The 15398-nt window shown below is 62.3% G+C and carries 10 protein-coding genes; 6 read left to right on the forward strand and 4 right to left on the reverse strand.

Going from position 1 to position 15398, the window contains the following annotated elements:
* Positions 1–109: 109 nt before the first annotated feature.
* Positions 110–2434: a transglutaminase TgpA family protein gene (locus tag K2F54_RS18030; RefSeq protein WP_220607243.1), complete on the reverse strand. Its 2325-nt coding sequence runs from the start codon at positions 2432–2434 to the stop codon at positions 110–112.
* A gap of 599 nt (positions 2435–3033) precedes the next feature.
* Here K2F54_RS18030 and K2F54_RS19670 point away from each other — a divergent pair.
* Positions 3034–4116, forward strand: a complete 1083-nt coding sequence (locus K2F54_RS19670; protein WP_220607244.1) for a DUF418 domain-containing protein — start codon at positions 3034–3036, stop codon at positions 4114–4116.
* A gap of 303 nt (positions 4117–4419) precedes the next feature.
* Here K2F54_RS19670 and K2F54_RS18040 read toward each other — a convergent pair whose 3' ends face one another.
* The 3 genes from K2F54_RS18040 to K2F54_RS18050 all read right to left on the reverse strand — a co-directional run bounded on the left by K2F54_RS18040 (position 4420) and on the right by K2F54_RS18050 (position 8941).
* Positions 4420–5571: a sensor histidine kinase gene (locus K2F54_RS18040; protein ID WP_220607245.1), complete on the reverse strand. Its 1152-nt coding sequence runs from the start codon at positions 5569–5571 to the stop codon at positions 4420–4422.
* Positions 5568–6305, reverse strand: a complete 738-nt coding sequence (locus K2F54_RS18045; protein ID WP_220607246.1) for a response regulator transcription factor — start codon at positions 6303–6305, stop codon at positions 5568–5570. Before K2F54_RS18045 ends, K2F54_RS18040 begins: the two co-directional genes overlap by 4 nt.
* Before the next feature lie 152 nt (positions 6306–6457).
* Positions 6458–8941 carry a heavy metal translocating P-type ATPase gene (locus tag K2F54_RS18050; RefSeq protein ID WP_220607247.1) on the reverse strand — a complete coding sequence of 828 codons (2484 nt, stop codon included), beginning with the start codon at positions 8939–8941 and terminating at the stop codon, positions 6458–6460.
* A gap of 322 nt (positions 8942–9263) precedes the next feature.
* Here K2F54_RS18050 and lnt point away from each other — a divergent pair, with 322 nt between their 5' ends.
* The 5 genes from lnt to ccsB all read left to right on the forward strand — a co-directional run bounded on the left by lnt (position 9264) and on the right by ccsB (position 15379).
* A complete protein-coding gene (gene lnt, locus K2F54_RS18055) occupies positions 9264–10874 on the forward strand; it encodes an apolipoprotein N-acyltransferase (protein WP_255577284.1) in 1611 nt (536 codons plus the stop codon).
* A gap of 266 nt (positions 10875–11140) precedes the next feature.
* Positions 11141–11545 carry a hypothetical protein gene (locus K2F54_RS18060; RefSeq protein WP_220607249.1) on the forward strand — a complete coding sequence of 135 codons (405 nt, stop codon included), beginning with the start codon at positions 11141–11143 and terminating at the stop codon, positions 11543–11545.
* A 283-nt stretch (positions 11546–11828) separates the two neighbouring features.
* Positions 11829–12548, forward strand: a complete 720-nt coding sequence (locus K2F54_RS18065) for a TlpA family protein disulfide reductase (protein WP_220607250.1) — start codon at positions 11829–11831, stop codon at positions 12546–12548.
* Positions 12549–12671: 123 nt separating this feature from the next.
* The gene (gene resB / locus K2F54_RS18070) at positions 12672–14369 is read left to right on the forward strand and encodes a cytochrome c biogenesis protein ResB (RefSeq protein WP_255577285.1); all 1698 of its coding nucleotides are present in this window, start codon (positions 12672–12674) and stop codon (positions 14367–14369) included.
* A gap of 53 nt (positions 14370–14422) precedes the next feature.
* The gene (gene ccsB, locus K2F54_RS18075; RefSeq protein WP_220607265.1) at positions 14423–15379 is read left to right on the forward strand and encodes a c-type cytochrome biogenesis protein CcsB; all 957 of its coding nucleotides are present in this window, start codon (positions 14423–14425) and stop codon (positions 15377–15379) included.
* Positions 15380–15398: the final 19 nt, after the last annotated feature.

Raw genomic sequence — 15398 nt, forward strand, 5'->3', positions numbered from 1 at the left:
CCAGAGCACGCTACCGGCCACACCGCCCGGTGGCCCCCAAAGGCAATAACGGTGGCCCCCAGGCGCGCTAATACTCATTGCGCTATGGCCCCGAACTCCGCATGTTCCCCTACGGCCCCAAATCGCTCCTATGCGCCGCGTACGCGGCCCTCTCCACGCCGGCGCTCACTTCGGCGGCAATACTTGATTTTCTTCCGGTGCGACGATCGCGTTGGGCTCGCCACCTGGACATGGCTCGCCAAAGGGAGGCAGGCAACGCCGTAGCAAGGACCCGCTCGCGTGTGGTGGCACCAGCGCGCACGGCACTGATGAGCCGGTCGAGATCGTCCGCCAGGCACGTAGCATCCCCGCCCGCGACGACCCGCTCGGGGCGAGCGTAGCGGTATCGTTCCTCGACGACTACGAGACGGCCAAGCGCTGCAGCGACTTCATTTCCGGCGGTGCCTGCACGCATCTCCAAATGGTCGGCGAACTCCCGCGGTGTCTCCGTGTCCCGGACCTGGACGCCGTGGTCGAGTGCAGTGTCGGTGAGCTCGGCCCATGCCTCCAGCGCCCCGCTTTGCCCCAATCGGATTCGGCGTCTTCGCCGTTCCCGAACTAGTCGACGCATAACGCCGGGCACTAGCAGCAGCACCACCGCAAGCGCCCCAGCCAGGATCAGTCCCAGTCGTGGCACTGAGCTTGTGTCCTGCAGCTGACTCTCGGATCCCCCGAGTGCTCCCAGGTCCGCCGGTGTGTATTCCTGGTTCGGTCGCGCGGGTCCACTGGTCGGCGGGGTTGCGTCAGCACGGGAGTAGGCCGGTACGGCGCCGCGGCTGGGGGTCGGCTCGAACGGCACCCAGCCGACGCCACCGAAGTACAGTTCCGGCCAAGTGTGGAGGTCGTCGGAGTCGATGTCGTATCGCGCCGGATCGTCGGTGCGCTGCGATGACGGTGTTCCGGGGAGGTAGCCGAGCGCGACACGGGCCGGGATACCCATCACGCGTGCCATGACCGCCATCGTGGAGGCGAACTGCACGCAGTATCCGCGTTTTACCTCGAGGAACTTTCCGATGACGTCTAGTCCCCCGCCGTCGTAGCCGTCCTCTACCGGTGACTCGGTGTCGTAGCTGAATTCACCGCTACGGAGGTAGTTCTGCAAGGCGACTGCGGCATCGTACTTAGACGCTGTCCCAGCCGCCAGGCTTTTGGCCGTCTCGTCGACAATGGTTGGACGGGCCGTGGGCAACTCCAAATTCTGTAGCGCGGCGACGGGATAGTCGGTGCCTGAGGCGCGCAGCTGCTCAGCTGTCGGTTTCAGGTTGAGCGCTGTGACCGTGTATTCCTGCCCGCGGGTGGTGGAGCTTGTGCTTAAGATCGTCAAGGAGTCGCTCCCCCAACCCCAGGTACCGGTCAGGCCCTCGACGTTCGTCGCCGGAGTTGGTGCCGGCAGCCACCGGGTCGAGAGACGATCGATGGTGACCGCGGTTGTGGTTTCCGTGCTTTCAACGTCTGCGGACAGTCCCAGTGGTTTGTCGATGTCGTCAACCGTGTTGCCAGGGCGGACTGGATCCGACCGTGCTGCCCAAGTAGTACCGACGAATTGGTCCAGGGTGAGGAGTTTGAAGTACGGAGGCTGGCTGGCTGTTGTCATATAGTGCAACGCTGCGGTGGCGTTCGGTCGCCGCAGGTCTTTACCGAGGTCGATCATCGGGTTGATTGCTCCCCCGAAGAAGAACTGGCCGCCCGAACTGCCAGCGACCGGGCCGATGGCCGGACTCACCGGAATGATGGCGCCCAGCGTGAGCGCGCTCACGATTCCGAGGCTGCCTATTACGATTGAACCGCCCAGCTGCGCCGGACGCTGCCGCTGTTGTGCATCGCCGCCAGGAGCGGCCGGTATCCCCTCCGGCGGGCGGGTATGGCGGCTTTGTCGCATCAGTGCGTCGACCCGCAGGATAGCGAGAAATCCGACTGAGGTGACGACTAACGCGAAAGCGTCCGCTGCGCTACCGACCAGGAGGCCGGGCACCGCGACCGGCACCAGTAGGGGCAGACCAGACAGCGCAGGCCAGCGTAGTGAAATGGCTAAGACATCCATCAGGATCGCGATGAGGCCTACTCCTGCGGCAAGGAGGAAAAGGACACCATCCGTGGCTTGGGCAGGCAAGCCCTGTTCCCGGATGGACTTGATCCCCGCTTCGACTAATTGCTGGAACCGACCGAACGTGTTCGGCGTGGGGATCAGCCATAGCAGTCCACTTCCGCGGCCAAACATGAAGGTGAGCGTCGCGACGAGAGCTCCAACAGTGGCAGCGTTCACCAGCCATCCGGCGACCCCGGCGCGACGAAGCACGGCAGGAATAGCGAAGACGATGGTCGAAACTGCTGCCATTGCCCACCACCAGGAAGTCCCGCGCAGCAGTGGCCCCAGCGCAGCGCAGCCGCTGAGCAAGGGCAGCAGAAGAGCAAGGCTGAGAGGTCATCTGCCGTCCCGCCTGTCCCGGTACTGTGCCGGCACCCTCGCTTCGATCACGGGTCGTATCCAGCCTGGGGCCTAAACTTTCACGTGCTGAAGCGGCCCTAATTGCCGCACGAACGAGAGGCTGACCGCGATGAGGTGCTTAGCCAGCCGCGGATTCACCCTCACCATCGTTTCCGCCTTCCTGAGCTGCGCATGACATCGAATTCATATCGGCGGAATCTGAGTTCGATCATGATGACTGAGCGAGAGGTCAGATCTTAGTTCCGTCCGCATTCTGCCGAAAGTCTGGGCGCTTTCACCCCTCCGCCATCGCGAGCCGCGAGGGCTGCCTTACCAGTCAGGGTAGACCCTGCTGATCAGTTCCGCATCGGTGGTGTGACCGAGAGTGGCGACACGTCGGATCCGTATGGCGGATGCGATTGATACCTCCGCCTTTGCACCGGCACCCGCATCCGGGTAGGTCGCAGCACTTGACAGTAGAATCCATTACTGGCCAGCGGCGCCTTCGCGGAATCGCTGACCGCATGGGTGCACCAGGCTGGTCCATTTCGACGGGAGAAGAATTCGCTGTGGCAACCGCCCGTCGGGAAGTTCTCTCCAGGAGCCTAGACGGCATTGCGGCCAGCATTCATCCCGGAATGGTGTTCGCCGGAGGGCCGCGTGTCGTCGGTGTCGATATTGCGCGCGGTTTGGCGATCATCGGCATGCTGGTCGCGCATACAGTTCCCCGGGCCGACGAGTCAGAATTGCTCGTCGACGGCCGGTCGTCCATTCTTTTTGCGACTCTGGCAGGCATTTCACTGGGAATCATGACAGGTTCGGAACGAACAACGATGCCCGGTCACCGGGCGGATCGCGTCGTGAGCATCGTGATGCGTGCGCTGGTGTTGTTTTTGCTCGGGGTCGCTCTGGGTGGCTTGGGCAGCGAAGTCGCCGTGATTCTCGATTATTACGCGATTATGTTCTTGTTCCTGACGCCGGTGCTGTTCCTTCCTCGGGGGGTTCTCGGAGCGCTCGCTGCGGTGCTGGCGGTGGCCGCACCAGCGTTCGCGCTCGGCGTCGGCGGACCCGATTCGTCGGCGGAGCCCTCAGCGTATTTCGTCCAGTACTACCTCTTCACCGGTTACTACCCGGTGATGATTTGGTTGCCATTCCTGCTCGTCGGCCTTATCTCGGCCCGGTCAGGCCTGGGACGCGCGAAAACTCAGCTGTGGATGGTCTCCGCCGGTACCGTTTCGGCGGTGTTAGGTTACGGTGGTGCACAGCTGCTGCCTGGCATCACCGCGGAAGCTCATTCCAGTTCAACTGCCGAAGTTCTGGGTTCCGGTGGTTTTGCGGTCGCGATCATCGGCGGCTTGTTGTGGTTGACGTCACCGGAACGTGCGGGCGTCGGCGCCGGGATCCGTGCCCTATTGGCGCCGGTCGGCGCGGCTGGTTCGATGGCGCTGACCGTATACACGCTGCAGATCATCATCCTCGCGGTGTTTGTGGTCCTGCGAGACGATACAGGCGGTGCGGTCGAGTACCCCGGGTGGCCGTTGTTGATCGGGATGACGGTTGCGTCCCTGCTGTTCGCTGTTCTCTGGCGGGCGTTCCTAGGGAAGGGGCCGTTGGAGCGCGTGCTCGGGCGGGTGACTCGGACCCAACGCTGACGGGCAAGTTTTCCTCCCGAACCTATGGTTCCTGAAGGCGGAGTGTCGAGGTCCGTGAACGGGTGGCCGCACCCGTCGTTCATCGGCATGTAGGCGCCGAATCGTATGTTTCTAGGGTCGTTGGGTGGACCTGTGCGGCCTTCGGTCTGATTTGGCCCTCACAGCTCCGAGATCTGTCATTTGGCGGTGGCGCCGGACTGTGGCGTGAAGGGCGGCTGAACGTTGATCAAGGAATTGACTACCCGGACGCTCCCAAATTGCTCACATCCTCAATAACGAGGACGAAGCAAATGGAGGTGAGGGCTACCGAGGCGCCTTTTCAGCTTTCGGGTCCGGGGAAAAGAGCGGAAACTTGATGGTGAAGGTTGCGCCTCGTCCGACACCTTCGCTGTCTACGCTGATGCTTCCTCCGTGAGCCTCAGTAATAGATTTCGCGATCGCCAGGCCTACGCCTGAACCGCCGTGCGCGCGGTCACGGCTGGCGTCTACGCGATAGAAGCGCTCGAACACATGAGCGACATGGCCGGGCGGAATTCCGTCGCCGCCATCTGACACCGAAATCACTGTTTCGGTACCGATCGCCGCAGCGGAAATAACGACTTCGCCACCGTGCGGACTATGTCGAACCGCGTTGTCGAGAAGGTTGGTCAGGACCTGGCCGATCCGATCACCGTCCGCGTTAATAGCAGCGTCACCGGCGGCCGTTGTGTTTGCGGACAAGATCACGTTTTGGGTTGCGTATTGTGTCGTCGCCTGCGCTACAGCGTCTGCCACAATTTGCGCGACGCCTATTCGTCGTCGGTGCATGGTGAGTCGGCCTTCATCGGCAGTCGTCACGAGGGAGACGTCCTCGCTGAGCCGTGTGAGGCGGGTGACCTGGTCCCCCAGCATGTTGAGCGTTGCGGGGTCCGCGTCCTGCACTCCGTCGGTGATGGCCTCGAGGTAGGCCCCGATCGTGGTGATGGGCGTGCGCATTTCGTGCGCCAGGTCACCCAGCATTCTTGTTCTGGTCACTTCTACCCGGCCGAGATCGGCGGCCATCGAGTTGAACGCCGCAGTGAGATTCTCAAATTCCGTACCCAGCGCCGTAGGTGGGATTCGCGCCGAGTAATCCCCATCGGCAACACGACCTGCGGCTACGGTAACGGGCGCGAGCGACCGGGTGATCCGGCCCGAGAGAAACAGACTGACACCGATAGACGTTGACAGTGCAGCGATGAGCGCCACGGCCAAGGAAAGCATAGAAGCTGTTCGGAAGGCTTCTTCGGCATGGGCGGCGGTGTTGGCCTCTGAACCACGCGTCTGCATCATGTGTGCGTGAAAGATAGCCGGGCCTATCCCGGCCACGACCACCCACGCGGTTGCGGCCCCGACAAGAACGACGACGAGGATGGCGACAAGTAAACGTGTACTCAAATCCCGCGGACCCGGCAGACGGCCAGTTAGTGGTCTCATTCGCCGGCACCCATTTGATACCCGACCCCGCGTACCGTCCGGATGAACACTGGTGCGGACGGGTTGTCTCCGATTTTGCGGCGGATATGTCCGATATGCACATCCACGAGGTGCGGATCGCTCATCCAGCTTTCGCCCCAAACAGCATCGATGAGTTGCTGCCGAGTGAAGACAATGCGGGGTTGGCCCGCTAGAGCCGCCAGGAGTTCGAACTCCGTGCGTGTGAGGTCCACCGGCTCACCGTTCCGCTGAACTTTCCGGCCCGCCACGTCGATTTGGACGGAGCCGAACAAGAGGGGCGGTTGACCTATGTCATTGACTTGTGCGCTGGGGCGCGGCCGTCGGAGCATTGCACGCACTCGCGCAACCAGCTCGCGCGGGCTGAACGGCTTGGTGAGGTAGTCGTCCGCTCCCACCGAGAGCCCCACGAGCTTGTCTATCTCATCGATACGAGCGGTAAGCATGATGATGTAGCAGTCGGTGAAGGTGCGAACGGTGCGACAAACCTCGATGCCGTCCATCCCGGGAAGACCGAGGTCCAAGACGATTATCGCGGGGGCCCATTCCTGCGCCTTTGTCACAGCCGCCCGCCCATCAGCGGCTTGCTCCACATCGAACCCGTCTCGCTCCAGGTAGCCCGCGACCAGCTGGAGCAGCGGCAGTTCGTCGTCTACCACCAAGACTCGCGGCCGCGGTTCGGCAACGGTTTGGGGTGTGAAGGCGGTTGACGTCATGGTCTCATTGTCTCTCCGCGCTCACTGCACGCTGGCCCAAAGGGCTTCCGTCGCCGATATCCCCAGTAAACCTTCGTCAACGCCCGTAAACCCCTCGCCTTTTCTCCTATCGTTTCCCCTTGTTTATTGAGATGGGGTCCCGGAATCGGTTGCTACATTTTATTCGCCACTTGCTCGGACACTGATACTGCAGTGTTGTCAGCCGGGGCAGGTAGTTGCAGCCTTTTCAGCAGCAGGGCATTCACGGCGACTATGACACTTGATCCAGACATTGAGATTGCGGCGATTTCCGGACTGAGCTTGATACCAAAGCCGGGGTAGAAGACGCCGGCAGCGATCGGCAGGGCAATCACGTTGTATCCGATGGCCCACCCGAGGTTTTGCCGCATTTTGCGCACCGTGCCTTTCCCAATGCGCAGGGCAACGGGAACGTCGAGCGGATCCGAGCGCATGAGGACCACGTCCGCCGTCTCGATGGCGACGTCCGTCCCCGCCCCGATGGCTATTCCGAGGTCGGCCTGAGCGAGCGCTGGAGCGTCGTTGACTCCGTCACCAACCATGGCGACTCGCCTCCCTGCCTGCTGAAGCGCTGCTATTTTTGCTGACTTCTCCTCGGGCAAGACGTCGGCGATGACCGTGTCAATCTTTAGCAGGGTCGCGATTCGGTGCGCAGTTGCCTCGTTGTCGCCGGTCAGCATCACGACCTCGATCCCTGCATCGTGAAGCGCTTCGACTGCGGCGGCGGCGGTCTCACGAACGGCATCCGCGAGGGCGATGACCCCCACTGCCTGGCCGTCAACAGCAATCAAAACCGCCGTGCGGCCCGTCGCCGCCAGCTCGTCTCGTTGAGGGATGACCGGTCCTACATCTACTCCCTCGTTGAGGAGCAGCTTGCGGTTGCCCACGAGCACCCGGCGGCCGTCCACCGTGGCGCCGGCACCGTGCCCTGGAACGTTTCGGAAGTCCGACGCTTTCAATTCCGGGACGTTTCTGGTGGTTGCGTAGTCAACGACAGCCCCGGCAAGGGGGTGCTCAGATTCCTTTTCGACGGCGGCGACGAGCGCCAGAAGCGTTTTCTCGTCGTATCCGACGGTGAGGAAGTCTGTGACCTCCGGCTGCCCCTTGGTAAGCGTGCCGGTCTTATCCATAACGACAGTGTCGATTCGGGCCGCGGTTTCCAAGGCAGTAGCGTTCTTGAACAGAACGCCCCGCTTCGCGCCGAGCCCGGTGCCGACCATGATGGCGGTTGGCGTGGCCAACCCGAGCGCATCTGGGCACGTGATGACAACAACGGTGATGGCGAAGAGGATGGCGGTCGGGAGGCTAGCCCCGGTGAGTAGCCACGCTGCCAAGGTCAGTCCGCCACCAATGAGGGCAACCAGAACGAGCCAGAACGCGGCGCGGTCGGCCAAGCGTTGACCGGGTGCCTTCGAATTTTGGGCTTCCTGGACCAGAGCCACAATCTGGGCCAAGGCGGTATCTGCGCCGACCTTCGTGGCCCGAACTCTGAGAGTGCCGGTGGTGTTGACCGTTGCGCCGATGACGGTTGATCCAACCGATTTTGCCACTGGCAGGCTCTCGCCCGTCACCATGGACTCATCGATGTCAGAGTCGCCTTCCTCCACGACACCGTCGGTCGGGATCTTCGCACCCGGCCGCACCATCATCAGGTCACCAGGCAGAACCTCCGCGGTGGGCAGTTCGATCGCCTCGCCATCGCGAAGAACGACAGCCATGGAAGGAGCGAGTTCCAACAGGGTCCGGATAGCCTCGTTCGCGCCACCGCGGGCCCGCATCTCAAACCAATGGCCCAGTAGAACGAAGCTGGCCAACACTGTGGCCGCTTCGTAGAAGACATCGCCTCCACCGGTCAAGGTGACAATCACGCTGTACAGCCAGCCGGCGCCGACGCCCACCGCAACGAGCACCATCATGTCCAACGTCCGAGCTCGCAGCGCTCGGAACGCGCCATCGAAGAAAATCCACGCTGCGCAGAAGATCACCGGGAGGGACAGCAGCAACGAAAACACGTCATCTCGGAGGCCGAACGGCGCGGGTAGGGCGAAACCGATCACGTCCCGTCCGATTGGCGACCAGAGAATGATCGGTATTGACAGAACCGCCGCCACCAAAAACCTGTTGCGCATGTCACGCACCATGGCGTCCATCGACATCCCCGCGTGAGATCCGCCGTGCCCCATGGTCTCCTGGGCAGTCCTGGCGGCGTGCCCCTTGTGCGTCATCGACGCGTCATGCCCCTCATCCGTCATCGACGCGTCATGCCCCTCATCCGTCATCGACGCGTCATGCCCCTCATCCGTCATCGACGCGTCATGACCCATTTCCATCGGCTGAGACTCGTTGCCCGACCCCTTGACGCTTTCTTGAGGGTCGCAAATGTGGTCGGGAACCGAACGGCCCGCGCAGTGATAGCCACAGTCCTGTACCCAACGGGTCAGATCAGCGATAGAAGTTTGCCCGGGGTTAAAAGTGACGAGCGCCGTTTGAGCGATCGGGTTCGCCTCAACGCGAATGACCCCGGGGCGACGGCTGAGCATGGATTCGGCGACGGCCTTGGATGACGCCCACTGGACGCCTCCCACTTCCATGACTGCAGATACCTCTTCGATGCTCATGAACAGTTCCTTCCTTCAACATTTGCGGGATCACGCTTGCCTCCCTCCACATTTACGCTATACCCCCCTAGGGTATTCGTCAATGGACGGCATGCCACTTGCTGAATTACGGCAACAGCCCGGACGCAGGCTGGGTACTCTGGGGGGGTATGCTCCAATGGTTCTCGTTCTCGTGTTGGCTCATGGCCACCGCCTTGCCAATGCAACTGGAAGGAAAGTTAGAGTTGCCAAGTTTTTCCGACACATACCCCGACAACCGCAACGGTGCTCCCGTCACCGGCGCTCGGGTCCGACCTGGCCCGGACGCCCGGGTGGGACATCTTTGTTAATCCAAACGGATGAGACTGCCGCTGAACTACAAACTCGGGGAACGCTTGGTTTCGGGCGCGAACGGCCGCCGCTCTGGTTGTCCGTCGTGCTGGCGGCGAGCGGCGGCGTAGTGAACGCCTTGGCGTTCCCCGGTCTGGGCTGGTGGCCGCTAGTTCTTATTGGCACTCCCCTCATTCTCGGATCTGTTCTTGGTCGACGGCTTGGCGGGGCGTTGCTGGTGGGCCTTGTCGGAGGGGTTGCCTTCTGGGGAACTCAAATTTTTTGGCTTACCGTCTATCTCGGCCCGGTGCCCTGGCTTGCCCTCACTGGCCTTGAGGCTGTGTTCTTCGCAGCGGGGTGCGCGCTCATCGCGATGGCCTGGCGATTCACCGACCGCGCGTTCCCTGGGACCTTTGGGCGGCTTGGACTTACACCGATTGTCATCGCTGGGCTGTGGACTCTCCGGGAGCTTGTCACGAGCAACTGGCCATACGGCGGTTTCTCCTGGGGTCGGCTGGCCTTCAGCCAGTCGGAAAGCCCCTTCGGCGATTTAGTGGCGTGGGTAGGAATATCAGGGCTTTCTTTCCTGCTCGCCTGGGTCGGCGCATTGTTCGTCCAAGTCGTGCGCGGTCCAACCGTCAGAAGGCGGGTAGCCCTCAGCGCGGTGCCGGTTGGTCTCATCGCAGTGCTCCTCCTCGTGCCGCCTGTTCCTATCGTCGAGTCGGGGACCATGCGGGTCGCGGCCGTTCAAGGCAATTCGGACGCCGGATTGTTTGCGGAGTACGCGCCAGGTGAGATTCTTGATAACCATGCTGCAGCTACCGAGCCTCTTTACGGACAGGACGTCGACGTAGTTGTGTGGCCGGAGAACGCTGCCGATCTCGATCCGCTCACCGTCGGACAGTCCGCAGCGACGCTCGACCTGGTGACCCGGCGAATGAACGCTCCGCTGGTCACGGGAACCATCACTTCCACAGGCGATGATGTTTTCAACAGCCTGCTGCTCTGGAAACCAGGCATTGGAGCTGTCGATCAGTACGACAAGATTCACCCGGTGCCATTTGCCGAGTACATCCCGGACCGAGACTTTTGGTACCCCCTTGCCCCGGACTTGCTCTCGCTGATCCCCCGCGACTACACGGTCGGCACGCGAGACAACGTACTTGACATAGATGATGTGAAGACAGGGGTGGCAATCTGTTTTGACATCGTCGATGACAACCTCATCCGCCAGATGATCGCTGGCGGGGCGCAGATCATCCTGGCTCCATCCAACAACGCGGATTTCGGCGACAGCGACGAGAGCGTCCAGCAACTCGCCATCGCCCGCCTACGCGCCGTCGAGTACGGACGCAGCGTCGTGAACATTTCGACGGTGGGCACCTCGGCCATCATCGCCCCGGACGGGAGCACAATCGCCCGCCTGCCCACATTCGAACCCGGTTCAATGGTTCAAGATGTCCCTCTGAGCACAACCACAACACCGGCCACGCTTGTCGGTGCAGGAGTCGAACTGACACTTTCAGGCCTCGGACTGGGCGGCCTGCTCCTCGCCATAGGCCTCACCAGGGGCGGCAATGGCCGCACGGGCAGCCGCCGGCTTCGACTTCCCCGTCGCAAATAGTTTGTTATGGGTGGAGCGGAGCCGCGGGCAGATGTGACGGGTTGACAACGTGTTGCCGCCCAAGATCGTGCCTCGGCGCCAACTTCCCGGGGTGCCGCATTTCGAAGGTTCCCGTAAGTCTTAGTTCTGTCATTTCTAGCTAGGCGTGCCACGCATCCGATGGTCTATGGTTGTGTGCGATGGCCGCCGTCTGCGCTCAGCAAAATAGTAGTGGAGGTGACATGTTTAGGAACACCAGTTCAATGGCCCGCCCCCGACGACGTGCCATGCGCTCTTCACTGGTTGCAGTGCTGACCATGGCGGCGATGGTGCTCGGTCTGCTGGCATTGCATTCGGCCACCTCCGGCGATGAGGAGAGCAGCTCGGTCTCGGTCGCGTCATCCAACGGGAGTGCTGTCGCCGAAGACGGCACGGAAATTGCAGCGCCCCCACTCTCCTTTTTTGACAGTGGTTCCCCCACGGCCGGCGGCGGTTTGCTGGTGGGCTGCCTGATCATGGGGATTGCTTGCCTCGCACTGCTCATCCTGTCCTCTGTCGTTCTTCTAGCCTCACGTTCCGCGGTATACCGCCGTTTGCTCGACGCTGGCGGTTTTGTCGCTAAGTCCTTCTGTGAGATTCCGCTCCACCTGCACCGCCCCAGTTTGATCTTCCTTTCTATCAGTCGCGTTTAGACCGAACCTCGCGCACGCAGCATCATCACCAGGCTGCGTGGCATCGCCGTGCCATACGGCCGCCCGGTTTCTTGAACGTTGAACGATGAATGGAAAAACAATGCGCAGTACACGCCCCTACTTTCTCGCCGCTATCACCGTGGCGACAGCGATCACACTTACCGCGTGCGCAGACGGATCGTCCGGGATGGGCGGAATGGATATGGGCAGCTCTTTAGAGCCGATCAGCGCCCCCGCCGAGTCCGACCCGGGAACCGTGACGGCCTAGACGAAAGTCACGACAATGACGGATCTCTTCGCCGCCAACAAGCGTGGGCGCGCCCACCGACTCATCGTCGCAACTGGCGAGGGTTCCCCGGCCCGCAGCCCCAACCCCGTGCCCGTGAGATCGGTTAAGAGCAGGGGTCGACGAAGGCCCTCGCGCGTGTTCGCCCTTGCCCTCGTTCTCGCGTTCGCTGTCAGCGGGTGTGTGAGCGACTCGCTGGCCGCACAGTATCGGGAGGGCAGCGGCAAGAACTACATCGCCGGTGACGGTACAGTCACGGAGATCACGGCCGAGAACAGAGCTGCCCCGGTCGACTTTTCCGGCACGCTCGAATCCGGTGAAACTGCTACGTCTGCGGATTACCGGGGGCGCGTTCTTGTAGTTAACTTTTGGTATGCCGGCTGTGCGCCGTGTCGGGCTGAGGCCCCGGATCTGCAAGCGATGTGGAAAAAGTACGAAAACCTTGGCGTCGGTTTCCTGGGAGTAAACATTCGCGACCGAACGGACACTGCACGCTCGTTCTCGGAGACATTCGGCATCACCTACCCGTCTGCCATCGACGCAGACAACGGCGCCCTACAGCTCGCCTTCAGCGGTGTGATCGCACCCAACGCAGTGCCCACCACCCTCATCGTCGACAAGAAGGGTCGGGTCTCCGCACGAATACTCGGACGAATCTCCGACGCGAGCATCCTCGATGCCCTCATCAAGACCGCTCTCGAGGAGAGTGACCAATGACTCCCCCGGAACGAAAGCTGAACTCGCACCGACCGGGCAGGAACCGTCAGCGGACGGCGTGGCGGACCGTCAGTCGGCCATTGCAGCCGACGTCCCCACTGCGCGGCGGTCAGAGGATCAACCATGAATGACCGCGTAGGGCCTACCGTGTCGCGCCCATACGACCACCACGATTCCCGCGTGGCGGCGTCTGGTGATCGAATCACCGAGCCACCGCTGGACTTCATCGGTTGGCTGCGCTGGTTCTGGCGTCAGCTCACCAGCATGCGCACTGCGCTCTTGCTACTGCTGCTGCTCGCGATGGCGGCGGTCCCTGGGTCGCTTGTGCCCCAGCGCACCGCGGACCCGAACGGCGTCACCCAATACTTCGCCGACAACCCTGACCTCGCCTCAGCCCTTGACAAAGTCCAGGCCTTCGACGTCTACTCCTCCGTCTGGTTCTCGGCCATCTACCTCCTCCTTTTCGTTTCTTTGATTGGCTGCGTCATCCCGCGCACACGGCACCACTTGCGGGCGCTGCGGGCGAAGCCACCCAAGACACCGGCGCGCCTGGGCAGGCTGGCCGGCTTCACGACGCGGGACGCTCCGGCTGGCACGGATGCCGCGGCGGCAATTGATTCCGCCCGGAGCCTGCTGAGATTCGGCGGTTACCGTGTCGCACTGTTCGAATCCGGCAGTGAGGTGTCCATCTCCGCCGAGCGAGGGTTCTTGCGCGAAAGCGGCAACCTGCTCTTCCATCTCGCCCTGATCGGCATCTTGATCGTGGGAGGATTCGGCAGCGGGTTTGGATTCAGCGGGCAACGGGTCCTCGTCGAGGGCCAGACCTTTGTGAATACGCTGCTGGCCTACGATTCGTTCAAACCCGGACGCTTTTTTGACGAGGAGCGCCTCGACCCGTACACGCTCGCCCTCGACAGCTTCGATGTCGAGTACGAAACCCTGAACCTGAAAGCCTACGGTCAGCCGGTGGACTACACCGCCGGTGTCACCGTCGCAGTTCAGGGCAAGACGGCCCGGACCGATGAAGTGAAGGTCAACGCCCCGCTCCGCGTTGCGGGTACGGATGTGTTCTTGCTCGGCAACGGCTACGCGCCCACCATCACTGTGAGGGACCCGAAGGGGAACATTGCCTTCACCGATTCGGTCCCTTTCCTGCCGCAGGATGCAAATCTCACCTCCCTCGGTGTGGTGAAGGTCCCTGACGGCCTGGCCCAGCAGCTGGGCTTGACTGGTTTCTTTTATCCGACTCAGGCTAAGGCTCAGTCGGGGGCGTACTTCTCCTCTTTCCCGGACCTTGAGTATCCGATGCTTACACTCAACGTCTACGCCGGCGGGCTCGGCCTCGATGCGGGCGTGCCAGCATCCGTCTACGCGCTCAACACCGACAAGATGACCCAGCTAACTGGTGGCGACACAGGGACGAAGTCGCTCGAGCTCAAGCCAGGGCAGACGCAGGAACTACCGAACGGGCTCGGCACGGTTACCTTCGAGAATGCCGACTCCGGCGCGACGGATGGCGACTTCTCCGGTTCGGTCTTGCGGTTCGCCTCCTTCGATGTCAACAACGACCCGGCACAGGGTTGGGTGTTGCTGTTCTCGGTGCTCGCGCTGCTCGGGCTGCTCACCTCCCTATTCGTTCCGCGCCGCCGCATTTGGGTGAAGGCGATCCGACGAGAGAACGGGTCGGTGTGCCTCGAGTACGCCGGACTTGCCCGCGGCGACGACCCCGCCCTCGAAGCGGCGGTCTTCACCCTCGCCAAACGCCACAACGCAGTGCTGGCTCCCACCCCGCCATCCACCCAGACAACCGAGCCGATCTAGAGGCATATCCAGTGAATCTCAATGAGCTTTCGATCCTGAGCCTGTATTCGGCCATGGGCGTGTACGCGTTCTCGTTCATCGCCTTTTCGATCGACCTAGCGAGGCGCTCCTCCGCGGTGGATGCCGCCCAGTGCCAGGCGCCGTTGGTGGCCGAGTCCCACAGATCGACCGCGGCCGGAGCAGGAGGAGGAACGACCACCCTGACCCGGATCAGCGCGCGGATCGCGTATGACGCGGCCACCCCGTATAGCCATTCAGCCAGCCTGCGCGTCGGTGTTTCGCTCATAGTGCTCGCCTGGGCACTGCACCTGGCCGCCACAGTGCTCCGCGGGATCGCCGCCAACCGAGTCCCGTGGGCGAACATGTACGAGTTCGCGATGATGGGCACCCTCCTAATCGTCGCTGTGTTCCTCATCGTGCTGACCCGGGCTGACCTGCGTTTCCTTGGCACCTTCGTCACTGGTTTGGTGCTGATTCTGCTGGGGGTCGCAGTGCTTCGGTTCTATGTCGAGGTCGCCCCACTGCCTCCGGCCCTCCAATCCGTATGGCTGGTCATTCACGTTTTCGTTGCCTCGCTCGGCACTGGATTCTTCGCGCTCGGCTTCGCCCTGTCGACCGTCCAGCTGGTGCAGTTCAGGCAGGAATCACTCCTCACCGATGCCATGGAGGTGCGGCTGCGGTTCCTGGCCACGCTGCCGTCGGCGGCGACGTTGGAAAACCTCGCATATCGGGTCAACATCATCGGATTCATCCTCTGGACCTTCACCCTCATGGCTGGGTCGATTTGGGCCGAGCGGGCCTGGGGCCGGTACTGGGGTTGGGACACCAAGGAGGTTTGGACCTTCATCATCTGGGTCGTCTACGCCGGTTACATACACGCGCGGGCGACCCGCGGATGGCGCGGCTCCCGGTCAGCCTGGTTGGCGATCGTCGGCTTCGCCGCCGTCCTGTTCAACTTCGGCGTCGTAAACGTCTTTTTCAAGGGCCTGCATTCGTACTCCGGCCTCTAATCCAATCGCCCACTAGTCA

Origin of the sequence: Cryobacterium inferilacus, from assembly GCF_019599185.1 — a bacterium.
Lineage (GTDB): Bacteria > Actinomycetota > Actinomycetes > Actinomycetales > Microbacteriaceae > Cryobacterium > Cryobacterium inferilacus.

Excerpts from the sequence above, each read along its gene's own strand:
- K2F54_RS18040 (WP_220607245.1), bottom strand. The coding sequence starts at position 5,571 with ATGAGACCACTAACTGGCCGTCTGCCGGGTCCGCGGGATTTGAGTACA.
- K2F54_RS18045 (WP_220607246.1), bottom strand. The coding sequence starts at position 6,305 with ATGACGTCAACCGCCTTCACACCCCAAACCGTTGCCGAACCGCGGCCG.
- K2F54_RS18050 (WP_220607247.1), bottom strand. The coding sequence starts at position 8,941 with ATGAGCATCGAAGAGGTATCTGCAGTCATGGAAGTGGGAGGCGTCCAG.
- K2F54_RS18060 (WP_220607249.1), top strand. The coding sequence starts at position 11,141 with ATGCGCTCTTCACTGGTTGCAGTGCTGACCATGGCGGCGATGGTGCTC.
- K2F54_RS18065 (WP_220607250.1), top strand. The coding sequence starts at position 11,829 with ATGACGGATCTCTTCGCCGCCAACAAGCGTGGGCGCGCCCACCGACTC.
- resB (WP_255577285.1), top strand. The coding sequence starts at position 12,672 with ATGAATGACCGCGTAGGGCCTACCGTGTCGCGCCCATACGACCACCAC.
- ccsB (WP_220607265.1), top strand. The coding sequence starts at position 14,423 with ATGGGCGTGTACGCGTTCTCGTTCATCGCCTTTTCGATCGACCTAGCG.